The following is a 23508-nucleotide window of genomic DNA, read 5'->3' as shown; positions in this document are numbered from 1 at the left end:
AAAAGGCGGGGATCTCCCGTCTTTTTTTATGTTGTTGAATGTAATAGACGATTATACGCTTTATAGGCTGTGGTGACTGCGAGGAATGAACCGATTAAAAATAAAACTGATCCGCCAAATGTAAATATCCGGCCGATAAATGTCGCTCTAGCTTCTTCTATTTTTTGTTGTAATTGCGTATTCATATTGATCACCTCGTAAACTATAGGCATTTAGTTATAGTCTATGTAGAATGCCTATATTGTGTGAAGTGTAAATAAAAAACCTCGGTAGGTACCGAGGTTTTTTATAATCCGATATAAGGAGATGGGTCGACTGCGTTTGTCTTGCCGACATTCCATTCTCCAAGATGAAGTTCGAAGTGTAAATGTTGTCCGTATGATTGGCCAGTGTTCCCCATAAATCCAAGCTGATCGCCTTGTTTTACAGTTTGTCCATTCGATACAGAACGGCTATTCATATGAGCATATACTGTCGTATATGTTTTTCCGTTTATACGGTGAGATAAATACACTACGTTTCCGTAACTAGATGATAATTCTGAGCGAATAACAACGCCATCTGCAGCAGCGATAATTGGAACCGTTCCCGAAGCGGCGATGTCAATTCCTTTATGGTTATCTAAAGAACGTACACCAAATCCGGAAGTTTTTGATCCAGCTGCTGGTTTGATAAAGCCACCGATGTTTGTATCATGTGGTGTTGGAGCTGCTTGAGTTGCTTGAGCAGATTTAGTAGCTTGTTGTTTGCGAGCCTCTTCTGCCTGGCGAGCTTCTTCCGCTTTACGAGCTTCTTCGGCCCGTTTTTCTTCTTCAATTGCTTTTTGCACAGCTTGACGTTGATTTTCTAAAATGCCTTTGGATTCTTCTAATCCTTCAATCTCTGAATCTACTTTTGCTACTTTCGTATGTAGATCGTTAATAAGAGTCTGTTGCTGCTGTTGGTTATTTTGTAATTCTTGTTGTTTTTGTTCTAGTTTTTGCTCAGATTCTTTCAGTTGTTGTTCTTTTTTCTCAACAGCTTCTTTTTCTGTAGTTACAGCATTTTGATCAGATGTTTGTTTTTTTACAATATCTGTATCGTTGTTTAATATTAAACTTACGGAGTACATATTATCAACAAGATCAGCAATGTTTGTAGAGTTTGTTAATACTTCTGTAATGATATTTGTACGCGGTTTTTCTTGCATAGATTGTAATCGTTGTTTAATAACTTCCTGACGTGTATCTATGTTTGTTTGTAATTGTTCTATATGTTTCTTTTTGTCAGTAATTACTTGTTGTGTTTTGCTAATTTCTTTTTTTGTATCGTTTAATTCAGCCTCGTTTTTATTAATAGAAGTAGTTAATTCATCGATTTTCTTCTGTAATTCTTGAATTTCTTTTTCTATTTGTTCTTTCTCGACTGATTTATTTTGTAAGTCACTTTGTTTGCCTTCTAATTCAGATTGAATGTTAGATAATTTATCTTGATTTGTTTCAGCGTATACGGGTGAAAGTAACGGGGAAGCAAAAATCGTTCCTGCTGCTAAAACACTAAACGCTGCAAATTTCTTTTTCATAGTTGTCTGACTCCTTTCCCTATGAATGTTATATATCATAAGAAGAAGAGTGTCTATCGTTGTAATCATAATGTAAAGAAAACTTTATAAAATTGCTAAGTTTTGTCGGAATTTATCATTTTTCAACTTTAATTGTCATAGTACTTACATTTTATTTATGGCTGTAATAAAGGTATATTTTGGGATTTATCTGTAAAATACAGGAGGAAAGTAATAGTTTTTATGGGGTGAAATAGTACTTAGAAAGCTAATAAAACACTAGTGAGGAATCGTTCTCATGTGAGGTTTTCTAACATGGGTTTATTTTTTGTCAAGAAAATTATTTACATTCGGGCAAAGTTATTTTGTTGTCAGATTTTAAATTTTGATTTATGATTTTTAACAGGGACAAAATGTAGTGAATTGTCGAATAATATGTAATACTCTTAATTTCTTAGTTTTATAGAGATAGAATGAGAGATAGAGTGACACATCGAAGAGGGGGTTACAACAAATATGAAAAGAATAGGACTTGCATGGCAAATATTAATAGGGCTTGCGCTTGGTATTGCGGTTGGGGCGATTTTCTTTGATAATCCAGCTGTTGTGAAGTACTTACAACCAATTGGTGATATTTTCATCCGATTAATTAAAATGATCGTTGTACCGATTGTTGTAGCAAGTATTGTTGTTGGGGTTGCTGGTGTTGGCGATGTTAAAAAACTAGGTCGACTAGGCGGAAAAACAATTCTTTACTTTGAAATTATTACAACAATTGCAATTATTGTTGGTCTATTAATAGCGAATATTTTCCAACCAGGAAAAGGCGTAAATATGGAGCAGTTAACAAAGACAGATATTTCGAAATATACACATACGACAGAGCAAGTACAAAGTCATTCATTTGCAGATACGTTTGTAAATATTGTTCCAACAAACATTATGAAGTCATTGGCTGACGGAGATATGCTTGCTATTATCTTCTTCTCTGTACTATTTGGTTTAGGTGTAGCAGCAATTGGTGAAAGAGGAAGACCAGTTCTTCAATTTTTCCAAGGTGTAGCTGACGCAATGTTTTATGTAACAAACCAAGTTATGAAATTTGCACCATTTGGTGTGTTTGCACTAATTGGTGTTACAGTTTCTACATTTGGTCTTGCTTCATTAATTCCATTAGGGAAATTGCTAATTGTCGTATATGGGGCAATGATCTTCTTCGTTGTAGTTGTCTTAGGACTTACAGCGAAAATATTTGGAATTAACATTTTCCAATTCTTTAAGATTTTAAAAGACGAGCTGATCTTAGCGTATTCTACAGCAAGCTCAGAAACAGTTTTACCAAAAATCATGGAGAAAATGGAGAAATTCGGTTGTCCGAAAGCAATTACATCTTTCGTTATTCCGACAGGTTATTCATTTAACTTAGATGGATCAACTTTATATCAAGCAATTGCGGCTATTTTCTTGGCGCAAATGTACGGTATTGATTTATCTATTACACAACAAATTACATTATTACTTGTATTAATGGTTACATCAAAAGGTATCGCAGGTGTACCGGGCGTATCATTCGTTGTATTATTAGCGACACTTGGTACAGTAGGTATTCCACCTGAAGGTTTAGCGTTCATTGCTGGTATTGACCGTATTTTAGATATGGCTCGTACAGCAGTTAACGTTGTAGGAAACTCTTTAGCAGCTGTAGTTATGTCTAAGTGGGAAGGTCAATATGACGCTGAAAAAGGACAAGCTTATTTAAAAGAGATTTCTGAAAAGGGTCAAGCTGCTTAATTATAATATGAACAAGCTCTCACATAATATGTGGGAGCTTTTCTGTATATAGAAGAGGAGTATACATAATGAAACGTAAATATGGTGACGGTTCTTCGTGGAAAAGACTAATAGAAAAGAGTTATAGGCTTAAGCAAGTGGAAGAGGGAATGCTCGGAATACTGGATATAAAAAAGGTGAGAGAGCCTAGTTGTAAAGAATATGATGGTAAAGAAATTTGTATTGCAAGTGATGGGTATACGTGGGTTCAATATTTCATTAATGGAAAGAACTTTGCGATTACAGCTATGTTAGATGATAGGCACAATTTAGTGCAATATTATATTGATGTGACGAAAGAATATGAAATAGACGATCGTGGTTTACCGTATTTTGATGATTTATATTTAGATGTAGTATTATTACCTAGCGGTAAGGTGTATGTATTAGATGAAGAGGAGCTAGAGGATGCTTATAAAAGTGGCGATGTCACGAAGGAAGAGTATGAGTTAGCTTGGTACACTACGAAATGGATATTAGCAGCAATAAAAAATAGTGAATTTTATTGGATTTCAATATTGGAAGAAGAAATCGAAAAGTTAAAATGATTATTGTATTCAAATTTTTGTATAATTACCAAAAAAATCTATACAAAAAATAATTGACTTTTGTTTTGTAAGCGAGTAAAGTTAGAGAAGAAATTATTATTAAAAAATAAATATGAAACCTTCTTATAAAGAGAGGCGGAGGGACTGGCCCTACGATGCCTCGGCAGCGGACTCGATTTCAGAGTGCTGTGCCAAATCCAGCAAGCATGTGCTTGAAAGATGAGAAGAGCGTTTCTTATAGATGTATAAGACCTCTTCTCACCGGAAGAGGTCTTTTGTTATTCATTAGAAAAAGGTTGAAACTAGGGAGAGATGGTACTTTGAAAGAAACGAGAGGAAATGGTTTAGCTTTATTACCACTTGGGATATTTTTGGCGCTATTTATTGGTTCTGGAATTATTACAGGTGATTTCTATAAATTGCCGATACTTGTAGCGATTTCAATTGCTGTAGGAGTCGCTTTAGTGATGAATCGTAAAGAAAGTTTTAATGTGAAAGTAGAGCGGTTCGCTAAAGGTGCAGGAAATCCGGATATTATGATTATGGTATTAATTTTTGTGCTTGCAGGTGCATTTTCTGAAACTGCTAAAGGAATGGGTGGAGTAGACTCAACTGTTAATTTAGCGTTAACTATTTTACCGCCAGGATTTATCGTAGCTGGAATCTTTGTTATTGGTGCATTTATTTCATTAGCAATGGGAACTTCAATGGGAACAATTGCAGCATTAGCGCCGATTGCTGTGGGTATTAGTGGTCAAACTGATATCTCAATTGCGCTTGCAATGGCTACTGTTGTTGGGGGAGCGATGTTTGGTGATAATTTATCATTTATTTCAGATACAACAATCGCAGCTGTTCGTTCACAAGGAACAGAAATGAAAGATAAGTTTAAAACGAATTTTTTAATTGTGTTACCAGCGGCTATTATTACAATTGTACTATTAGTAATAGTTACTTCAGGAAGTGACACGCAAATTAAAGCACATAGCTTTGATTGGATAAAGATTTTACCGTACGCAGGAGTACTTATTACAGCGCTACTTGGCTGGAATGTACTTATTGTATTAACTGGTGGAACTGTATTATCTGGTGTTATCGGTCTTATAGATGGAAGTTACACGTTAGAAAGTTTCTTTAAAAGTGTAACGACTGGAATGGGCGGTATGATGGAGTTAGTATTACTTGCTATATTAATTGGCGGTATGGTTGAATTAATCCAATATAATGGTGGTATTCAATATTTAATGAATGTATTAACACGTAATATTCGTTCGAAAAAAGGTGCAGAATTTGGTATTGCTGGTTTAGTAAGTATGACTAATATGTGTACAGCGAATAATACGATTTCGATTATCTTTACAGGCCCGCTTGCAAAAAATATTGCAGATCAATATGAAATAGACCCTCGTAAATCAGCGAGTGTATTAGATCTTTTCTCATGTTGTGTACAAGGATTAATTCCGTACGGTGCCCAAATGTTAACGGCAGCAGGATTTGCAGCGTTATCTCCGGTTGAATTGTTGCCATATGCATTTTATCCAATCTTAGTTGGAGTATGTGGGATTCTTTCTATTTTAATTGGATTTCCAAGATTTTCGAAAGTAGCTGAGAAAAAAGAGTATCATAAAACAGCTTAATTTAATATGAATGTTAGTAATTAAAAAAACGTGCAGAGAATAAACTCTGCACGTTTTTTTGCGTAAAGGGCTGAATATGACTCGGTCTTAAGTCTGAGTTAAAAACGGTTCTTAAGCTCGTTATGGAAAGATGAAAAAATAGTTAAGATAAGAGTATCAAATCGAAGGGAGGCAAGCACAAGATGAAACAATTTCTAGCGTTTATCGCAGCCGGTATTTTGGCTTTAATTGCTCTTGGTAGTCTTGCTGGTATTGTAGGATTCGCAATCGGAGCAGGAGTTGTATATTGGAGCTATAAATCATTTGTGCGAGCTAAGTCATTTTTTGGAAAGTTAGCTTGGGGTATTGTTGGTTTAATCGGTTTATCCATTGCGCTTTCTCATTCACCAGCATTAATCGGTATCGCTGCTTTAGTGGTTTTATACTACGGATACCGTGAGTGGAAAAAAGAAAAAGATGTAGTTGTTGAATCTGCTCCAGAAAGTTCTAAACCATATAGCAACTTTGAAGATGAGTGGAACAAATTAATGAAAAACTAAAACAATAAATCAAATTATAAATAAAGTAGAAGAGAGGAAGATTTATAATGAAACAATCTTTATTCGGACGTGTACGCGATGCAATTTTAGCTGATTTTCATAACGTGTTAGATGAGAAGGAAAGAAAAAATCCAATTGCGATGTTAAACCAATATTTACGTGATAGTGAGCGTGAAATAACAAAAATTGAGAAGTTAATTGAACGTCATAAAACATTAAAATCTAACTTTGCTCGTGAGCTTGAGCAAGCACGTTATTTCGTTAACAAAAGATCAAAGCAAGCTATCATTGCTCAAGAAGCAGGCGAATTACAATTGCACGAACGTGCGTTAGAAGAGGTAGCTTATTATGAAGGGCAAGTAACTCGATTAGAAGAAATGTATGCAGGTGTTGTAGAGCAAATTGATGAGTTAGAGCGTCGTCTTTCTGAAATGAAAAATAAATTAAAAGAAATGCACGCAAAGCGTATGGAACTAATGGCACGTGAAAATATGGCACATGCAAATCGTCGTATGAATACTGCGATGCATAAAATGGATGAAAATAATCCGTTCTTACGATTTGAAGAAATTGAAGATCACATTCGTGACTTAGAAACTCGTATGAATGAAGAACATGAGCGTGACACATTTGATATGAAAATTGCAAAACTTGAGCGTGAAATGAAAGAAAAGAATGATGTATCGTTAACGAAAGAGTTAACAAAATAATAGTAGTATATTATAAAACAGGCTTATGATATAGTGATAGGAGAAAAGGTGTTGGAAAGCAATGCCTTTTCTTCTATGTATATGTGACAAGAAGGGGGGAGCTGAAATGAAGAAACATTTTTCAAAGACACAATTAATGGGGATGCTCCTCATCATATTTGGATTCGGTCTTTTTCTTGATATGATACTTGGACATTTTGAACCAGGTGGTCTCATTTTTGCATTTATTATGCTTATGTTTGGAAGGCATTATCGTAAAAAGAATCGTTATGTACGGGGAAATGTATTTTTATTTGTTGGTGGTATCGTATTTTTATTTTTCTTATTTTCATCAGCAGCATTTGTTCTTGTCGTATTTGCTTGTTTAGCTTTAATTGGTTATCAATTGATTCAACAAGGGCATCAGCAAAAAGCAATGAAGGTTGAAATTAAAGAAAAAGGGATTATAGACGAAGAGAAGCAAATATATCGTACAGAACCATATTTGAAAAATATGTTTGTAGGCAATGTACGAATGATGGATCATATTTATGAACTTGAGGATATTAATGTTCAATACGGTGCTTGTGATGTGGAAATAGATTTAACTACTGCTATGATTCCAGAAGGGGAAACGGTAATTGTTATTCGGGGTGTCGTTGGTAATATTCGTTTATATGTGCCATATGATATTGAACTTTCTTTAAATCATTCTGTTATTGTCGGACGTGTGCTCTTGCCAGGTCATGAAGAGACAGGGTTTAACCGCAATGTTACATTTAGAACAGAGCAGTATAAAGAGGCTCCTCGTCGTATTAAAATTATTTCTTCGCTTGTCGTAGGCGACACGGAAGTGAGGAAAGTATAATGAAGAAACAAAAAAATATTTCGTGGATGTATATTCGTTATTCTATGTTGTCCTCAGTTAGTATCGCACTCATTTGTACAATTGTATATGTATGGAAAAGCGAGCAACAAGTGTATGATTTATTATGGAAGGAATCCATCGCTTCTGTTCCAATTGGCTTGTTTATTATGACTACAAGTTTACTTATCGGGGGAATTGTAGGATATGCAATCGGTTACTATATAGAGCAGCGTATACAAGGATTAAATACGTTTCTATTTGAAGTAGAGCGAGGGAATTTTCCGAGCGATGTTTCGTTTACTGCAGATGATGAATTTCATGAAGTGGAACGAAAAGTGATCGTTCTGGCTCGTCGATTAGAGGAGCAAGCTGGACTCTTTCAAAAAGTAACGAATGAACGAGCTCATTGGAATGAAGAGATGAGACAAGAAGCAATTTCTCAAGAAAGGCATCGTTTAGCAAGGGAGTTGCATGATTCAGTAAGTCAGCAGCTTTTCGCAATGTCGATGATGATGTCAGCGATTAATGAACAAATAACTGAATTTCCAGATGTGACAAAAAAACAATTACAACTTGTTGAAAATATGGTTGTAAATGCTCAATCAGAAATGAGAGCATTGCTCCTTCATTTACGTCCTGTACAATTGGAAGGTAAGAAACTGACAGAAGGTATAGAGGAATTATTAACGGAATTATCGCGAAAACAACATATGAAAATTGAATGGCTTATTGAGCCAATAGAATTAAAAAAAGGTGTAGAAGATCATTTATTCCGTATTGTGCAAGAAGCGTTATCAAACACGTTGCGACACGCGAAGGCAAAGAAAACAGAAGTGCGCCTTCGAAAAATTGATCAATATGCGATTTTAAAAATTATTGATGACGGCGTTGGGTTTGAAGTAGGCGTTAATAAGGCAGGTTCATATGGCCTAAGATCGATGCAAGAGCGTGTTCATGAAATTGGTGGGACACTCAAGGTGCTTAGTTTCCCGGCCAAAGGTACACAAATAGAAGTAAAAGTACCGATTATGATTGAGAGAGGGGGAGAAGTATGATAAAAGTATTGCTTGTCGATGATCATGAAATGGTTCGTATGGGTGTATCGGCATATTTATCTACACAGCCAGATATTGAAGTAGTAGGGGAAGCTGAGAATGGACGAAAAGGATCAGAATTAGCATTGCAATTAAGACCGGATATTATTTTAATGGACCTTGTTATGGATGAGATGGATGGTGTCGAAGCAACACGTGCTATTATTCAAGAATGGCCAGAAGCAAAAATTGTAGTTGTAACAAGCTTTTTAGATGACGAAAAATTGTACCCTGTTATTGAGGCTGGTGCGACCAGTTACTTATTAAAAACATCAAGAGCAAGTGATATTGCTGATGCTGTACGAGCTACTTATGATGGAGAAACAGTATTAGAGCCGAAAGTTACCGGGAAAATGATGTCCCGTATGCGTCAAAAGAAAGAGCAACCTTTGCATGATGACTTAACGGAAAGAGAGTTTGAGATTTTGTTATTAATTGCAGAGGGAAAAAGTAATCAAGAGATTGCAGATGAATTGTTTATTGCCCTCAAAACAGTAAAGACACATGTGAGTAATATATTAAATAAACTAAATGTAAGTGATCGTACTCAGGCAGTTATTTATGCATTTAGGCATCAATTAACGAAGTGATAAAGTGAAGCTTTAATTGGCGGGGAATTCCTCGCTGATTATTGGCTCGCTACAATATAGATTTGGCGTTAAAACCATCAAATGTTTTTATTGACGATAAATAATGTAAGCGTTATCATTAAGGTGTTAACAGTACATATAAAGGGGAGAATGTATATGTTAGTTCAAACTATATTCGGAATGGATAAGTCTAAAAAATTAGGGGAGTATGTGAACGCATTACAAGCACTTTGTGAACAATATAATGTTGAAACAGATAAAATTGCGATTATTGAGGCAACAGAGGAATACTATTTATTTTTAGTAAAGCAAGAAGAGCACTATGATGTTGTCAAGGTAGAAACAGTTGATACGAATATTGAATATTATACGAAAGCTTATAAAATAAGCAGTTTTAATCATACTGCTTATCAAATGTAAAAAAACTCCCTTTTGGGAGTTTTTTAGGAGGCTTTTACTTCGTTAGATTCGGTTAGTAATGGAACTTTTTTCGTACCGCTTAACTTAGCGATTGTAAGGCCAAGAAGAGCTCCTGCTAATGCTGGTATTAGCCAACCGATTCCTTCATTATATAAAGGGATAAATTCAAAATATGGTGTGATGAATGAAACTGAAATACCACCTTGTTTTAATCCATCAAATACGCTCACTACAGCTGCTCCGATTAAAGAACCTACATAAACAGAGCGATATCCACCGAAGTATTTATGAAGTAATGATAGTAGTACGAGTACAATCGCAATTGGATACACAACAAGTAGAATTGGAACAGAGATTGCGATAATTTTTGTTAAACCTAAGTTGGCAACTAATAATCCTAATGCGCAAATGATACTCGCGAATGTTTTGTATGAAAATGTAGTCAATAATGTTGAAAAATATTGGCTGCACGCAGATACGAGTCCAACGCATGTCGTTAAACAAGCGAGTGTAACGATAAGAGATAATAGGAGCAAACCGTACGGACCGAATAATTGTTGTACGATAACAGTAAGTAGCTGTCCGCCATTTTTTGCATATCCGAGAGAGACACTAGTTGCCCCAAGCCAGCCTAGTGCACCATATACAAGTACGAGTCCTGTAGCGGCAATAAGCCCTGCTTTTGCTGTGGCGATGGCAATGGACTTACGATCATTCACACCTTTAGAGCGAATTGCATTTACAACGATAATTCCAAATGCAAGTGCTGAAATGGTGTCCATTGTTAAGTACCCTTCCATAAAGCCTTTGAAGATTGGAGAAGTTTGATACTCTTGCATAGCTGGTCCTGATTGCCCAAGTGGTGTAAAGACACTTTTAACAAACAATAAGAAAATTGAGAGTAATAAAATAGGTGTTAATATATTTCCAATACGATCGACAAGTTTAGATGGATTTAAACTCAGCCAAAATACGAAAGTAAAGAATATGATTGTATATACAAATAGCACTAGGCTGCTAGAGCGGATTGTTTCTGGTAAGAAAGAACTAACACCCATTTCATAAGCAACATTTGCAACACGTGGGATGCCCATGGATGGACCGATGGCAATGTATACAACTACTGTAAAGAAAATTCCGAATAATGGATGGACATGACTTGCAAGTTGCTGCATCCCATTTCCTGATAGAGAAATTGCGATAACAGTTAGTAGTGGTAAGCCAACTCCTGTTAGTAAAAATCCAATCATTGCTGGCCAAAAATTTTCACCTGCGTTTTGTCCAAGCATGGGAGGGAAAATTAAATTACCTGCCCCAAAAAATAAAGAAAATAGCATAAGACCCGTGAAAAAAATATGTTTTTTTGATACAGTGTTCATTGTTTTTCCTCCTTTTTTAAATTCATTTGTAAGAACACAAAAAACTCGTCCCTAAAGAAAGGGACGAGTTATATTTACCCGCGATACCACCCTAATTTACACATGTAGAAATAAATCTATATGTATACGGCTTTGCAACGTACAACATGATACGTGTTCCTTGTAACGGGGGACGGCCGGTAAGAACTTACTGTAACATTCGGTTCTACTTCTCGGAGATGATTTTCGGTTACGCACTGAACGTTGGCTTTCAGCAAATCGCCAACTCTCTGGGGAACAGTTCTATAACGTACTCGTTCTCGTCAATGAATTTTTATTCAAGTATTCTGACAGTATTGTTGCATGTTTTTTTTAGAAAGTCAATATGTTTTTTGAAAGATATATTTATATACGGAAATATCGAAAGCGATATTCGTTGTTGCAAAAGGAATAATGAATTGTAAAATGGGAGTGAAAATTTGCGGAGAATTGTAAAATTTATAGAGAAAGTTGATATTTATAGGAGTAAAGAAGGGATTATTTGAATTTACAGAGAATATTACAACAATCCACTTGCTGGAAAGAACAAACCAAAAGAGGTGACTGAAATGCTTGCGATGGGAGTATTATTTGGCATTATTGCTATAATTGGTTTTATGTGGTTATATTATTCGCGTTCGTTTAAACAAGCAGAAGTTTTACTCTTTCAAAAAGGTAGTTTGTTGACAAATCAGTCTAGATATTTAGTATGTCCGAAGTGTGGAAGTGCACAGGCCAGAAGTGGAGGATATCAAGAGTGTTGCAAAATTAGATTATGAAAGAAAGGAAGCCTCACATTATTTTGTGAGGCTTCCTTCCTTACAATTTCATGGCGCTCCAAATTGTCCATCGATCTCTTTCAATAATAGGAGAGACGTTTTGTAATGCGGTCTGTATATGTTGTAGAAGTTGAGAAAGTTCATCATCTGTTAACTCATATAGAATGGATCGACCTGTTCGAGGAGATAAATCTTGTAGCAATGCTTCTACAGAATCATGTATTTTTCGTACTTCCCATTGTGTTTGTGTGGGAAGTACGTGAAGAGAATGTTTTTGTAATTCTTTCTGTATCGTGTTAGTTTTTGGACGTCTTTTTGACTCTATTTCAATGAGTTTTGGAAATATAGAGAAAAAATATCCACGAATGTGTTCGGGACTTCCTGGAACTGTACAATCTTCAATCGTTCGATCTTGTAAAATAAGTACACCGTTTTTATTTAATATACGAGAAGCTTCACATAAAAATGTAGGAATGTCTTGTAAATGATGAATAACTGCACGAGAAATAACTATGTCGAATGTTTCATTAGGGTATGGGATATTATGTGCATCACCCTGGATGAAAGAAATATTTGGAAAGTTGCTGCAATTTTCTTTTGCAGCTTGTAATATTTCTTTTGAAAAATCAAGTCCCACAACATTTTTGGCTCCCATAAGAGCAAGTTCTTTCGTATAAATCCCGCCACCGCAGCCAATATCAATTATTTGCTTGTTTTGTATGTCTGTAATGTTTTTTACCATTTCAGCCCAAGAAATATGAGCGTTTCTTGTTGCGTATGTGTATTTATTATTTGGATCATGAAAATTAATGGACATGATAAAGACCTCCTTTCAATGATTAGTATAACTTATTTAATAGGATGTCACGTTTTTGTTTTATGTATGAAGATTATAAGAATTTCTTATCGTAAAAGGAGGATTAATTTGAAAGGGAAATATGTATTGTTGTTATTTGTTATGTTACTAGCAGCTTGTGGTCAAGCTGAGCAAAAAAAAGAAACAAAAAAAGTAGAAGAGACGGTGAATGAAGTGAAAGAAACAATAGAGGTAACCGTTATACAAAAAAAACATAAAGAGAAAAAGTTGCAGGAATCAGAAGCGAAGTTAGTAATAGACATTTTGGATAAAGCTGAGAAACAAGAAATAACCGGAAGCTTCGGTGAACCTGAATATGAAATACAAATTAGTAGAGATGGGAAAAAAGAAACTTATTATGCATGGTTAAGGGGAGAAGATAGACGAGGATGGGTGCAATATAAGAAAGCTATGTATATGTTGAATGAAAAAGATACGGAAAAGCTTTTGGCTATATTTCCAAATGTTTCAGAACAAAAAGAAGATGAGATGCAGGTAGGTCCTTTAACGGAAGTAACAAAAAAAGATTTGCAGATTACTACGTTTCATATTAAAGCGGGCGATCAAAACGTGAATTATATGGTACGGTATACGATTTCACAATCACTATACAACAAGTTAGTGAAGGAACGAGAGTATTATTTGCAACTCACTTTCCCAGAAAAAGTTCAAAAATTAATTGGAGCAAAAGAGAGTGAAATGATTTTAGGTGAAAAAGTAAAGGAAGGGTATAAGCAATATGAATTGCATGCTACTGTTCCGATAAAAGGTGCTTCAGAATCACAATTAAAATCATTAGAAACATATTACGAAAAGTATGATTTGAAAATATTAAACAGTGAAAAAGAAAAAATAGGCGTGTTTCAAAATATAATTCAAATCGTTAAAGAGTATGGTGAAAAAATGAATTTTCAAAGATAAAGTGAGACTTTAATCGGCAGAGGATGCTCATTTTTCGTTGATTAATAGTCTTTGCCAATTCGGCGTTGATTCCCGCTTAACTTCTTTGTTCCAACTGAATTTTGAGATAAGATCCTTATTGGCTGTAACTGAATTGAAATTCTATATAGCCTTTCCTAGGAAATGATAATAGAGAGGGGAGAAGAACACCCTCTCTATTATTTTGCTTTTGCAGATGGCTCATTCATTGATTTTCGTGTAATAAGAAATGAAATCATAAGAGCGGAAAGAATGATAAGAGTGATAAGTAAGTGATTTGGCAACCAATCTAATAATAATACATAGCTCACTGTATAAAAAATAAGAGTTGAAGCTAAAAATGATAAAACACTTATTATGAGAGATTGTAAATTCATTCGTATATACCTCCTTTATTTATATTTTTGGCTAAAAATGGATTAAATAAACATTATTTCTAACAATAGAAAAAAATATGTCATAATAGAGAAAAGAACAAGCTTTGATGAATGAATATGATTCATTAATGAGAGATAAAGGAGAGGAATATGAAAAATAATAAAAAAGGATTATGGGGAATTATTGTTGCGATAGGTCTATTTTTACTGTCTAAGTTAAAGTGGGTATTTGCAATTTTTAAATTAGCAAAGTTTTCAACGGTATTTAGTATGTTTCTATCGCTTGGCGCATACGCAGTTCTATATGGTTGGAAATTTGGAGTGGCGCTCATTTATTTGTTGTTTGTTCATGAAATGGGCCATTTATGGGCTGCGAAAAGAAAGGGGATCCCAACATCGCCAGCAATCTTTATTCCGTTTATGGGGGCCCTTATTGGAATGAAAGAGATGCCGAAAAATGCGAAAGATGAAGCTTACATCGCCTATATGGGGCCGCTTTTCGGACTTCTTTCATTTTTACCAGCGATCCCACTTTATATAATGACGCAAGAGCCGTTTTGGGCGCTTGTTATTTTGCTTGGAAGTATGATTAATTTCTTTAATTTAATTCCTGTTTCGCCGCTAGATGGTGGGCGAATTATTTCAGTTGTCAGTACTAAAATTTGGGGAGCAGGCCTTATTTTATTACTTGGCTATTCAATTTACTTTAAAAGTATTTTGGGAGGATTTATTGTTATTATCGGTTGTATGGAATTATACAGAGTGATAAAGAGAGATGAGCCGATTAAGGAATTAGGGCATAAAATTGATGGAATGAAAGAATATGTTGCTAGGCTTGAAAAGGAATTAAAAGAAACTGGAGCTGTACATCGGACTATATACATGATGCATCATGAGATGAATGCATTAAGACAAAGTGAACGGGAAAAAGAGTTACAAATAGGTGAACTTCAAAAAATGGAAGTGTTAGAGTATCTTTTACCGAAGTTTGAACCGTTAGATTATGTTCCATATGAAGATGAAATAGATGAGTATACTATTCACATAAGAGAAGCATTTGAAGCGTCAGAAAGAAAATTAAATGAATGGAAAACAGAAAAGGAACAACAAGAAAACTATTATAAAGTGGATACGAAAACGAAATGGACAGTATTTGCTTGTTATATCGGATTAATAGCTATACTTGGTTATACAGCTTATGAAGGTTATATTGTTTTACAGGAGCATTTGCCAAGACGAAATGTGTAGAAAAATATTGTCGAAATGATAGGAAGAATTAATACAGGAATTATATTTCTACGAGAGAATGTTACAAGTATAGTCATACATTGTAATATCTTTAGTAGAGAAGGAGTTCTGTATATGAAGAAATTGTTAAGTGTATTCGGGATTATTATCGTAATGATCATTGCGAGTTATAGTCTTATGAAAGTGCTGTTACATTATGCGAATAAGCCTGCTGAGGTAAATACAATAGCTCGAGTAGAAGATGTGCAAGAAGAGACAAAAGTGCTAGATTTTATTCGAATGACACATGAAAGCTATAATAATTTCTTAAATTACGGTAAAGCAGAGAATTATACAGACGGGGATTGGAAGCAATTTAAGCAATGGTTTCAACAACAAGAACCATCTTTAAAAAATATACATACGGAAATAAAGAATGAAAAAATAAAACGCGATGTAAATAGAAGCTATGAAATTGTAAAAAAAGGTGTGGAACTTCAAAATATTGAGTATGTAGTGTATGCCCACCGTGTATATCATGACTTGGATATTATCGTAAATAAATATAGAGGTGAAACGAATATCTGGGGGTATACGGAGTTTGGCGATGGGAAAGATAGAAAGGTAATTGAACAAGCTATACAAACAAAATAATAAGCTAGCTAGAATTCTAGTTAGCTTATTTTCTTTTGTAAATGCAATGTTCATATATTATTCACAAAAACAACGTGTTAATAGTGATTAAAATCACAATCTGCATTATAAGATTCAGTTAAACTAAAAACAGTTAAGGAAATAGAGGAGTGGGATACAATGTTAAGTGCAAAAACAATTGAAATCGTAAAGTCAACAGTACCATTATTACAAGAAAAAGGCGTTGAAATTACAACGAGATTTTATCAAATTTTATTTTCGGAACATCCGGAGTTATTGAATATTTTTAACCATACGAATCAGAAAAAGGGAAGACAACAACAAGCGTTAGCGAATGCTGTTTATGCAGCTGCAACGTACATTGATAATTTAGAAGCAATTATTCCAGTTGTAAAACAAATTGGTCATAAGCATAGAAGTTTAGGTATTAAAGCTGAGCATTATCCGATTGTAGGTACATGTTTACTACGTGCCATTAAAGAAGTCGCAGGTGCACCTGATGAAGTTTTAAATGCATGGGGAGAAGCATATGGTGTCATTGCTGATGCATTTATTAGCATTGAAGCAGAGATGTATGAAGAAGCTGCACATAAAGAAGGTGGATGGAAAGACTTCCGCAACTTTGTGATTGTTAAAAAAGTGAAGGAAAGCGATGTTATTACGTCATTTTATTTGAAACCTGAAGATGGAGGGAAAGTTTCTTCATTCATCCCAGGTCAATATGTAACGGTTCAAATCAATATTGAAGGTGAGACATATACACATAATCGTCAATACAGTTTATCTGATGCACCTGGGAAAGAATATTATCGTATTAGTGTAAAGAAAGAAAAAGGTGTAGATACACCAGACGGTAAAGTGTCTAATTACTTACATGAACATGTAAAAGAAGGAGATGTTTTACCAGTAAGTGCACCAGCGGGAGATTTCGTGTTAAATATGGATTCAACATTACCAGTTGTACTAATTAGTGGTGGAGTAGGGATTACACCGATGATGAGTATGTTAAATACGTTAATTGAACAAGATTCAAAACGTAATGTATATTTTGTTCATGCAGCAATAAATAGTAATACACATGCAATGAAAGAACACGTTAAGGCAGTAGAAAATGAATATGAACAAGTTAAAGCATATACTTGTTATTCTGCACCGACTGAAAAAGATTTAGAAATGAAGAACTTTGATAAAGAAGGTTTCGTTGAAAGCGAATGGTTAAAAACTATTATTCCGACAACTGAAGCAGAATTTTATTTCTGTGGTCCAGTAGCATTTATGAAGCATATAAATGCTGCACTAACTGATTTAGGTGTGAAACAAGAGCATATTCATTATGAATTTTTTGGCCCAGCAACAAGCTTACAATAAGACGGATGAGAATAAATAAAAAAACGAGGTATTTATTTTACCTCGTTTTTTATTTGTTCTCGTAATAAACGGTTAACTGTTTCACGGCGTATGCCTATCAGTTGACCAATTTCAGTTTGTGTTAATATTTCATATATAGGAATGTCACCTAAATATAATGTGAACCATTCTTGTAAACGATGAAGACGTTCTTTTGGTGAGACGGTTGTCAATTGATCAATTCGTTGTTGCATCATTCTTAATTTCGATTGCAATTGCATAGCGATGTTGGCATATGATTCAGGATTTGCTTGAAGTCTCTCATACCATTCACTACTAGTAATTGGTTCCACTTCTGTTTTTATTAAAGCGATAGCTGTACCGTGATATTCTTTCGGTGAAATTAAAGAATGATGAGGTATCGTTTCGCCTGGAACGATAATGTTGAATAAAAATGGTGTTCCGTCTTCTTCTAACCGAACTACTTTTAATAAGCCTGTTTTTATAAAGTATAAAGGACCGTCCTCACCTTGACGGAATAGTACATCTCCTTTGTGTAGAATCAATGTTAGCCCCCCATTAATATGTTTCTATTTCTTCTATTTTAGCGTATATGTATATAGACAATATGCTATTTCAACAGCAATTTCATTGACGAAATGTATGCTATTACAGTAGTATACTATTTAGTGTGTAATAGTACTAGCAATGAATACGCTGTAGGGGGTTTAGTATATTGTTAGATGCGATGAGAATGACGGATATGAGAATTCCGGCGAATGCTATCATTCATGTAGAAGAGATGAAAGGTGGAGTCGTTTTATCCGTTGAAGTAGACGGCCAAATTATTTATACGATGGCTTATGATGAAGAAACAGATAGTTATGCTGAATTATATGATCGAAATGATAAGAGGGCGTGCCAAGTACATGAAGACTTTATGGGATGGTCACTTCTTCACTAAAAAAGATGTCAATATGACATCTTTTTTTATTAAATCGATAGAATATACAAAGAAATGAAATATAAGGATAAAATTTGTAATAATTGATTTTGCATTGTTAGCACTCTGTAACTGCAAGTGAACTATTTTTTCGCTATCATAAAGATAACAGTCGCAGTTATAGGAGTGGTCAACTTGAAGAAAGTACATATTTCAAATTATATGTTATTATGTGTTTGTTTAATTTTATTTGTTCTCCTCGGAGGATTTTTATATTCATGTGTATAAGAAAAACGCATTCTAAAAAGAATACGTTATAAAAGGGAAATAATGATTAATCTAGTTCCAAGAATAATTAACGTAATACGTAATAAATTAATTACGGCGTTACCACTTAGTTTTGTATTAATGTAAGCCCCGATTTTTCCGCCGATCCATGCACCAGGAATAAGGATTAATGCATAAATCCAGCTGACATTTCCAAGTGAGATGTGAGTTGCAGAACTTACAATTGCTGATAGAAATACGATGAACATTGAAGTTGCTACTGCAATATGTGCTGGGAATGCAAAAAGAAGCATCATTGCTGGAACAAGTAAGGCACCGCCACCAATTCCAAATAACCCAGATATAAACCCAACTATAAAGGCAATAAAGATAGCAAGAAACGGTGGGAATTGGTAGTGTACAGTATTTCCATCATTATCTGTAAAAGAACGCTTAATTACAGACGTATTTGAGAGGGAAAGAGGTTTTAGTTTGTCTCGAAGCATAAGTAGAATTGAGACGAATATAAGGAAAACCCCAAAGTATAAAGAAAATGTGTCTTGGTTTAAAAATTTATTTGCCCATGATCCGATAATACCACCAGGGCCGCTTCCGATAAATAAAATAAGTCCACTTTTATAATCTACTCGTTTATGCTTCATATAAGTAAGGGTGGAAGATAGCCCTGTAAAAACGACTGTTACCATAGAAGTCCCTACTGCAAGTTGTGGTGATAAACTGTGTAATCCAATTAATAACGGAACAATAATAATTCCGCCTCCAAGCCCAACTAGGCTGCCGACTGTCCCGGCGATTAGTCCGATGAAAAGTAACATGATGTATTCCAAAATTGCCAACTCCTCTAAATAACTTATCCACCAATTATTATACACGCTTTTTAATGAGAAATAGGCTTGTTCACAAAAAAGTCGTCTTCCTAGAAAAATAAGGAAGACGACTTTTGATTAGAAAACAAAATGTAATAGGTAGTAAAATAGAGCAGCTAAAGAAGCTGAAATAGGAAGTGTAATAACCCATGTAATTAACATACGTTTTGCAGTTCCCCATTTTACCCCTTTCACACGGTGAGAAGCACCAACCCCTAAAATAGAAGAAGAGATAACGTGCGTCGTACTAACCGGTAAGTGAATGAATGTTGCACCGAAAATAACAAGTGATGATGATAAATCGGCAGCTACACCATTTACAGGACGAATTTTCATAATTTGTCCACCGACAGTTTTAATAATTTTCCATCCACCGACAGAAGTACCAAGCCCCATTGCGATAGCACAAGATAATTGTACCCAGAACGGAATATCGCTAGAAGTATGATAGTTATTAGCCATAAGAGCCATCGTGATGATTCCCATTGCTTTTTGTGCATCATTCGTACCGTGTGTATAGGCTTGTAATGCTGCAGTGAAAATCTGGAATATACGGAAGTTTTTGTTCGTTTTCGTTAAGTTAAAGTTTTTAAAGACCACTTTAAAAATACTGTATACGATATAACCAATAACGAAAGCGATAATTGGTGAAATGATTAAAGCTTCAAGAATTTTAATGAATCCTTTAAGGTTTAATGAGCTAATACCAGCAGCAGCAATGGCTGCACCTGCGATTGAGCCAATAATTGCATGCGAAGAACTACTTGGGATACCGTAGTACCAAGTAATTAAGTTCCATGCTATCGCCGCAAGTAAAGCAGCTAAAATTACAAGAGAACCATTTTGTAAAGCAAATGGGTCAACGATATCTTTTGTAATCGTTTTTGCTACACCTGTAAATGTCATTGCACCTAAAAAGTTCATAATAGCTGCCATAATAATTGCATGTCTAGGCTTTAGAGCTTTCGTTGAAACAGCCGTTGCAATAGCGTTTGCTGTATCGTGAAATCCATTGATAAAGTCAAAAGCTAAAGCGCAAATGACTACTAAAACGGTCAGTATCAAGAGTGTATCCATGATCAAACTCCTTACGCGTTCTTCATAATAATTGTTTCTAATACGTTTGCAACGCTTTGACAGCTATCAGCTACTTCTTCAAGCTCTTCGTAAATCTCTTTAAATTGAATAATCTTAATCGGATCTTTCTCACGAGAGAATAAGTGCTTAATCGCATGACGACGAATATCATCGCATTGTGATTCGTAATCCTTAATCTTGATTGCGTTCGTACGAATGTCGACTAACTTCTTTTTAGACAGCAGTTCAACAGAATTTGCAATTTCAATTGCACATTGATTAATTGCTTCTACGAATTTAATCATGTATTCATCAGCTTCTGTAATAGAATACATTTCGAACAGACCAGCACTGTGATCTAATCCGTCTAATACATCATCCATACTCATTGCAAGTTGTAGGATGTCCTCACGTTCAATCGGAGTAATAAACGCTTTGTTTAGCTCCATAATGATTTCGTGAATAAATGAGTCACCTTTTGACTCATACTCTTTCATGCGCATAGAAAACTCTTTTAAATCGCTAGCATTTTTAATTTTATACTCCACGAAAAATTGCGCGCCTTCTTTTAAATTTTCGGAAACATTCATTAACATTTCAGAAAATTTATCTTTTTTTGATTTAAAGACCATTATTGTTACCCCCACAAAAGTAATATATGTAAAATATATTGGCTAATCAATTCTAACAAAAAACTGTCGTTTTTTAAAACATTTTATCGAAAAGTTTACAAAAACTTAACATAACTCTCGTTGTTCTATTAATAATATTAATATCCAATAGTGAATATCTTACTTGTAGAATGTCCTTTTCTTGCAAAAAGTATGAATGTAAAAGAAAAGCTTTACACTATAGGAATGACTACGTTATTATAATAAATTTAAAAGGCGGTATATTCTTCCTTTTAAAAAGAAGAGTGTAAATAAATGAAGGAAGTGAACGAATGAAATTGAAGAACACTCATTTTAAAAAAATGCTTGAGTGGTTCAATAAGAGGAAGAAACTTCGTAATTCATTAATTGTATTGGGAAGTGTACTCGTTACTATATTTATTGCTGTAAATATAATAATTTCCATTCAAGACATATCTGAATTAAAACAAGCTGTTCCACAACCGACTTTAATTTATGATGCAAATAATGAGGTCGCAACTAAATTAGCTTCTTCGAAAACAGAAGGCGTTAAAAGAAAAGATATTCCTGATATTATGGTTCAGGCAATTGTTGCAGTAGAAGATAAGGAATTTTTTAACCATCATGGTATTTATTATAGTGGAATTATAAGTGCAGTTTTTAAAAATATTACAGCAGGAGAAGTTGTAGCAGGGGGAAGTACAATTACACAGCAGCTTGCGAAGAATGTATTTCTGACACAAGATCGTACATTTTCTCGTAAAATAAAGGAATACTTTTTAACGAAAAAAATAGAACGTACTTATACAAAAGATGAAATTATTGAAATGTATATGAATCAAATTTATTTTGGGGAAGGTGCTTGGGGGATAAAGAGGGCAGCTAAATCTTATTTTGATAAAGAGGTAAAAGATTTATCAATTTCAGAAGCTGCAACGATCGCGGGCTTAATTAAAGCGCCGTCTGCGTATTCGCCTTATAAAAACTTTAATAAATCAATTGAACGACGTAATGTCGTATTAAGTTTAATGAAGGAACAAGGATATATTTCTGAAGAGCAATACAATAAAGAAAAAGAGTCAGGACTTGTATTAAAACGTGGGGTTGATGATAAATATAAAGGTAAATACTCCCAATATGTAGACTATATAGTTAGGGAAGCGATGGATAAGTATGAATTAACACAAAATGAAATTTTAGCAGGTGGTTATCGTATTTATACAGAGTTGGATCCGAAAAAACAACAAGCTGTAGAAGATGTTGTGAATAATGATAGTTATTTTAAAGATAGTGGCTCAGATCAACTTATGCAAACGGGTGTAGTCCTTATAAATCCCAAAACAGGCGGTGTTCCAGCTTTAGTTGGGGGGAGAGGACCATATCAGTTTTTACAATTTAATCATGCTACGCAATTAAAAAGACAGCCAGGTTCAACATTAAAGCCTCTAGCTGTATATGTACCCGCTTTAGAACAAGGGTATGAGGTATACGATATATTAAAGGATGAACCATTTCATATTAAAGAATATGAACCGAAAAATAGTGATCAGGCTTTTCATGGTAATGTGACAATGTATGAAGCGGTAGCAAAGTCGTATAATGTTTCTGCTGTGTGGTTATTAGAGCAAATAGGATTAGATAAAGGATTGAAATCTTTAGAGCGATTTGGTATTCCATTAGTACCAGAAGACCGTACGTATCCAATTGCTTTAGGTGGGATGCATGTAGGGACATCTCCATTTGTAATGGCCCAAGCATATAGTACATTCGCTAATGATGGGGTTCAAGTAGAGGCTCATGCAATTAGAGAAGTTCAAAATGCTGAAGGGGAAATAATAGGAAAATGGTATAAAAAAGAGACACGAGTGACGAGTGAAAAAATTGCTCAAAAGATGACGTATTTATTAAAAGGTGTAGTCGAAAAGGGAACAGGTGAAAAAGCGAAAGTTAATAATGTTGATACAGCAGGAAAGACAGGGACGACTCAACTTGTAAATGGCCCGAGCGTAGGGGCAAAGGACTCGTGGTTTGTAGGATACACACCAGATTTAGTAGGTGCGATTTGGGTAGGATATGACAAAACAGATAGCGAGCATTATGTTCCGGGTGGTAGCCAAATTACAACGACGATGTTCCGGGATATCATGAAAAAAGCAAATGCAAACCCAGCCCAAAAAGCGTTCCAATTGTCGTTAATATCTGAGGCGGACTATAAAAAACAATTGCAAACAATTGAAGAAGAAAAGCGAAGAAAAGAAGAAGAAAAGAAAAGGCAAGAAGAAGAGCAACAAAGGAAAAAAGAACAGCAAGAGTGGTTTGATAAAGTGAAAGAGTGGATTCCATCATTATGGTAAAAAAAGAGGCGAATTTC

At 34.8% G+C, this 23508-nt stretch carries 25 protein-coding genes, 1 riboswitch and 1 other annotated feature; of the genes, 16 read left to right on the top strand and 9 right to left on the bottom strand.

The features are described 5' to 3' along the window. Window positions 1–26: 26 nt before the first annotated feature. Both ACO6VI_RS05375 and ACO6VI_RS05370 read right to left on the bottom strand, forming a co-directional pair. Entirely contained in the window at window positions 27–185 is a 159-nt protein-coding gene (locus tag ACO6VI_RS05375; RefSeq protein WP_001095997.1) for a hypothetical protein, read from the bottom strand. A 101-nt stretch (window positions 186–286) separates the two neighbouring features. Then, the gene (locus ACO6VI_RS05370; protein ID WP_000726083.1) at window positions 287–1561 is read right to left on the bottom strand and encodes a murein hydrolase activator EnvC family protein; all 1275 of its coding nucleotides are present in this window, start codon (window positions 1559–1561) and stop codon (window positions 287–289) included. Between the two features lie 495 nt (window positions 1562–2056). Between ACO6VI_RS05370 and gltP the strand changes: the two genes are divergently transcribed. From gltP to ACO6VI_RS05325, 9 genes are all read left to right on the top strand, one after another. Beyond that, a complete protein-coding gene (gene gltP, locus ACO6VI_RS05365) occupies window positions 2057–3331 on the top strand; it encodes a glutamate/aspartate:proton symporter GltP (protein WP_000821130.1) in 1275 nt (424 codons plus the stop codon). 68 nt (window positions 3332–3399) lie between these two features. After that, complete coding sequence (locus ACO6VI_RS05360) at window positions 3400–3918, top strand: DUF402 domain-containing protein (RefSeq protein WP_000824654.1); 519 nt, start codon at window positions 3400–3402, stop codon at window positions 3916–3918. Window positions 3919–4038: 120 nt separating this feature from the next. Continuing rightward, a riboswitch (SAM riboswitch) is annotated at window positions 4039–4144 on the top strand. 94 nt (window positions 4145–4238) lie between these two features. Beyond that, on the top strand, window positions 4239–5555 hold the full coding sequence (locus tag ACO6VI_RS05355; protein WP_000665495.1) for a Na+/H+ antiporter NhaC family protein: 1317 nt from the start codon (window positions 4239–4241) through the stop codon (window positions 5553–5555). Between the two features lie 182 nt (window positions 5556–5737). Next, the gene (locus tag ACO6VI_RS05350) at window positions 5738–6094 is read left to right on the top strand and encodes a hypothetical protein (protein WP_000808640.1); all 357 of its coding nucleotides are present in this window, start codon (window positions 5738–5740) and stop codon (window positions 6092–6094) included. Between the two features lie 47 nt (window positions 6095–6141). Next, the gene (locus ACO6VI_RS05345; protein ID WP_000814127.1) at window positions 6142–6804 is read left to right on the top strand and encodes a PspA/IM30 family protein; all 663 of its coding nucleotides are present in this window, start codon (window positions 6142–6144) and stop codon (window positions 6802–6804) included. Window positions 6805–6910: 106 nt separating this feature from the next. Next, window positions 6911–7651 carry a cell wall-active antibiotics response protein LiaF gene (gene liaF / locus ACO6VI_RS05340; protein WP_000716094.1) on the top strand — a complete coding sequence of 247 codons (741 nt, stop codon included), beginning with the start codon at window positions 6911–6913 and terminating at the stop codon, window positions 7649–7651. Beyond that, window positions 7651–8706, top strand: a complete 1056-nt coding sequence (locus ACO6VI_RS05335; protein WP_000744326.1) for a sensor histidine kinase — start codon at window positions 7651–7653, stop codon at window positions 8704–8706. The genes liaF and ACO6VI_RS05335 overlap by 1 nt, the downstream gene beginning before the upstream one ends. Further along, a complete protein-coding gene (locus ACO6VI_RS05330) occupies window positions 8703–9335 on the top strand; it encodes a response regulator (protein WP_000598707.1) in 633 nt (210 codons plus the stop codon). Before ACO6VI_RS05335 ends, ACO6VI_RS05330 begins: the two co-directional genes overlap by 4 nt. 81 nt (window positions 9336–9416) lie before the next feature. After that, window positions 9417–9755, top strand: coding sequence for a DUF3922 domain-containing protein (locus tag ACO6VI_RS05325; protein ID WP_140337705.1), 339 nt, complete (start codon window positions 9417–9419; stop codon window positions 9753–9755). 23 nt (window positions 9756–9778) lie between these two features. Here the strand turns inward: ACO6VI_RS05325 and brnQ3 are convergent, their stop codons facing one another. Beyond that, window positions 9779–11134 (bottom strand): branched-chain amino acid transport system II carrier protein BrnQ3, encoded by a 1356-nt coding sequence (gene brnQ3 / locus ACO6VI_RS05320; RefSeq protein WP_161519997.1) that lies wholly within the window; start codon window positions 11132–11134, stop codon window positions 9779–9781. A gap of 56 nt (window positions 11135–11190) precedes the next feature. After that, window positions 11191–11449, bottom strand: a binding site (T-box leader). A 272-nt stretch (window positions 11450–11721) separates the two neighbouring features. Here brnQ3 and ACO6VI_RS05315 point away from each other — a divergent pair. Continuing rightward, window positions 11722–11931 (top strand): hypothetical protein, encoded by a 210-nt coding sequence (locus ACO6VI_RS05315; RefSeq protein ID WP_000880630.1) that lies wholly within the window; start codon window positions 11722–11724, stop codon window positions 11929–11931. A gap of 40 nt (window positions 11932–11971) precedes the next feature. Here the strand turns inward: ACO6VI_RS05315 and ACO6VI_RS05310 are convergent, their stop codons facing one another. Next, window positions 11972–12748: a class I SAM-dependent methyltransferase gene (locus ACO6VI_RS05310; protein WP_063546926.1), complete on the bottom strand. Its 777-nt coding sequence runs from the start codon at window positions 12746–12748 to the stop codon at window positions 11972–11974. Between the two features lie 108 nt (window positions 12749–12856). On the opposite strand from ACO6VI_RS05310, the gene ACO6VI_RS05305 reads away from it, so the two are divergent. Beyond that, entirely contained in the window at window positions 12857–13708 is an 852-nt protein-coding gene (locus ACO6VI_RS05305) for a hypothetical protein (RefSeq protein ID WP_000677051.1), read from the top strand. A 197-nt stretch (window positions 13709–13905) separates the two neighbouring features. Here the strand turns inward: ACO6VI_RS05305 and ACO6VI_RS05300 are convergent, their stop codons facing one another. Further along, a complete protein-coding gene (locus ACO6VI_RS05300) occupies window positions 13906–14103 on the bottom strand; it encodes a hypothetical protein (RefSeq protein WP_001053359.1) in 198 nt (65 codons plus the stop codon). A gap of 150 nt (window positions 14104–14253) precedes the next feature. On the opposite strand from ACO6VI_RS05300, the gene ACO6VI_RS05295 reads away from it, so the two are divergent. The 3 genes from ACO6VI_RS05295 (at window position 14254) to hmpA (ending at window position 17352) form a co-directional block, all read left to right on the top strand. After that, window positions 14254–15351 (top strand): site-2 protease family protein, encoded by a 1098-nt coding sequence (locus tag ACO6VI_RS05295; RefSeq protein ID WP_000794494.1) that lies wholly within the window; start codon window positions 14254–14256, stop codon window positions 15349–15351. 114 nt (window positions 15352–15465) lie between these two features. Further along, window positions 15466–15984, top strand: coding sequence for a hypothetical protein (locus tag ACO6VI_RS05290; protein ID WP_000735529.1), 519 nt, complete (start codon window positions 15466–15468; stop codon window positions 15982–15984). A gap of 159 nt (window positions 15985–16143) precedes the next feature. Further along, complete coding sequence (hmpA, locus tag ACO6VI_RS05285) at window positions 16144–17352, top strand: NO-inducible flavohemoprotein (RefSeq protein ID WP_000947339.1); 1209 nt, start codon at window positions 16144–16146, stop codon at window positions 17350–17352. A 32-nt stretch (window positions 17353–17384) separates the two neighbouring features. Here hmpA and ACO6VI_RS05280 read toward each other — a convergent pair whose 3' ends face one another. After that, a complete protein-coding gene (locus ACO6VI_RS05280; protein ID WP_000600585.1) occupies window positions 17385–17897 on the bottom strand; it encodes a Crp/Fnr family transcriptional regulator in 513 nt (170 codons plus the stop codon). 170 nt (window positions 17898–18067) lie between these two features. On the opposite strand from ACO6VI_RS05280, the gene ACO6VI_RS05275 reads away from it, so the two are divergent. After that, window positions 18068–18295, top strand: a complete 228-nt coding sequence (locus ACO6VI_RS05275; RefSeq protein ID WP_000883009.1) for a hypothetical protein — start codon at window positions 18068–18070, stop codon at window positions 18293–18295. A 293-nt stretch (window positions 18296–18588) separates the two neighbouring features. Here the strand turns inward: ACO6VI_RS05275 and ACO6VI_RS05270 are convergent, their stop codons facing one another. From ACO6VI_RS05270 to ACO6VI_RS05260, 3 genes are all read right to left on the bottom strand, one after another. Then, entirely contained in the window at window positions 18589–19389 is an 801-nt protein-coding gene (locus tag ACO6VI_RS05270) for a sulfite exporter TauE/SafE family protein (protein WP_053564902.1), read from the bottom strand. A gap of 117 nt (window positions 19390–19506) precedes the next feature. After that, the gene (locus ACO6VI_RS05265; protein ID WP_000380276.1) at window positions 19507–20505 is read right to left on the bottom strand and encodes an inorganic phosphate transporter; all 999 of its coding nucleotides are present in this window, start codon (window positions 20503–20505) and stop codon (window positions 19507–19509) included. 11 nt (window positions 20506–20516) lie between these two features. Continuing rightward, the gene (locus ACO6VI_RS05260; RefSeq protein ID WP_000231445.1) at window positions 20517–21137 is read right to left on the bottom strand and encodes a DUF47 domain-containing protein; all 621 of its coding nucleotides are present in this window, start codon (window positions 21135–21137) and stop codon (window positions 20517–20519) included. 311 nt (window positions 21138–21448) lie between these two features. Between ACO6VI_RS05260 and ACO6VI_RS05255 the strand changes: the two genes are divergently transcribed. Continuing rightward, window positions 21449–23491 carry a transglycosylase domain-containing protein gene (locus tag ACO6VI_RS05255; protein ID WP_053564901.1) on the top strand — a complete coding sequence of 681 codons (2043 nt, stop codon included), beginning with the start codon at window positions 21449–21451 and terminating at the stop codon, window positions 23489–23491. The last annotated feature ends 17 nt before the right edge of the window (window positions 23492–23508 follow it).

The sequence above is a fragment of the Bacillus sp. PSXD-155 genome (assembly GCF_049310765.1).
Taxonomy (GTDB): Bacteria; Bacillota; Bacilli; order Bacillales; family Bacillaceae_G; genus Bacillus_A; species Bacillus_A cereus.
The sequence above is the reverse complement of the archived record's forward strand: the minus strand, read 5'-3'. Positions and strand labels throughout refer to the sequence as shown.

What these genes read in the sequence shown, in the direction of transcription:
- ACO6VI_RS05350 (WP_000808640.1), top strand. Translation starts at nt 5,738, where the DNA reads ATGAAACAATTTCTAGCGTTTATCGCAGCCGGTATTTTGGCTTTAATT.
- hmpA (WP_000947339.1), top strand. Translation starts at nt 16,144, where the DNA reads ATGTTAAGTGCAAAAACAATTGAAATCGTAAAGTCAACAGTACCATTA.
- ACO6VI_RS05315 (WP_000880630.1), top strand. Translation starts at nt 11,722, where the DNA reads ATGCTTGCGATGGGAGTATTATTTGGCATTATTGCTATAATTGGTTTT.
- ACO6VI_RS05345 (WP_000814127.1), top strand. Translation starts at nt 6,142, where the DNA reads ATGAAACAATCTTTATTCGGACGTGTACGCGATGCAATTTTAGCTGAT.
- ACO6VI_RS05300 (WP_001053359.1), bottom strand. Translation starts at nt 14,103, where the DNA reads ATGAATTTACAATCTCTCATAATAAGTGTTTTATCATTTTTAGCTTCA.
- ACO6VI_RS05370 (WP_000726083.1), bottom strand. Translation starts at nt 1,561, where the DNA reads ATGAAAAAGAAATTTGCAGCGTTTAGTGTTTTAGCAGCAGGAACGATT.
- ACO6VI_RS05255 (WP_053564901.1), top strand. Translation starts at nt 21,449, where the DNA reads ATGAAATTGAAGAACACTCATTTTAAAAAAATGCTTGAGTGGTTCAAT.
- ACO6VI_RS05335 (WP_000744326.1), top strand. Translation starts at nt 7,651, where the DNA reads ATGAAGAAACAAAAAAATATTTCGTGGATGTATATTCGTTATTCTATG.
- ACO6VI_RS05260 (WP_000231445.1), bottom strand. Translation starts at nt 21,137, where the DNA reads ATGGTCTTTAAATCAAAAAAAGATAAATTTTCTGAAATGTTAATGAAT.
- liaF (WP_000716094.1), top strand. Translation starts at nt 6,911, where the DNA reads ATGAAGAAACATTTTTCAAAGACACAATTAATGGGGATGCTCCTCATC.
- ACO6VI_RS05310 (WP_063546926.1), bottom strand. Translation starts at nt 12,748, where the DNA reads ATGTCCATTAATTTTCATGATCCAAATAATAAATACACATACGCAACA.
- gltP (WP_000821130.1), top strand. Translation starts at nt 2,057, where the DNA reads ATGAAAAGAATAGGACTTGCATGGCAAATATTAATAGGGCTTGCGCTT.
- ACO6VI_RS05290 (WP_000735529.1), top strand. Translation starts at nt 15,466, where the DNA reads ATGAAGAAATTGTTAAGTGTATTCGGGATTATTATCGTAATGATCATT.
- ACO6VI_RS05265 (WP_000380276.1), bottom strand. Translation starts at nt 20,505, where the DNA reads ATGGATACACTCTTGATACTGACCGTTTTAGTAGTCATTTGCGCTTTA.
- ACO6VI_RS05295 (WP_000794494.1), top strand. Translation starts at nt 14,254, where the DNA reads ATGAAAAATAATAAAAAAGGATTATGGGGAATTATTGTTGCGATAGGT.
- ACO6VI_RS05325 (WP_140337705.1), top strand. Translation starts at nt 9,417, where the DNA reads ATGTTTTTATTGACGATAAATAATGTAAGCGTTATCATTAAGGTGTTA.
- ACO6VI_RS05330 (WP_000598707.1), top strand. Translation starts at nt 8,703, where the DNA reads ATGATAAAAGTATTGCTTGTCGATGATCATGAAATGGTTCGTATGGGT.
- brnQ3 (WP_161519997.1), bottom strand. Translation starts at nt 11,134, where the DNA reads ATGAACACTGTATCAAAAAAACATATTTTTTTCACGGGTCTTATGCTA.
- ACO6VI_RS05360 (WP_000824654.1), top strand. Translation starts at nt 3,400, where the DNA reads ATGAAACGTAAATATGGTGACGGTTCTTCGTGGAAAAGACTAATAGAA.
- ACO6VI_RS05375 (WP_001095997.1), bottom strand. Translation starts at nt 185, where the DNA reads ATGAATACGCAATTACAACAAAAAATAGAAGAAGCTAGAGCGACATTT.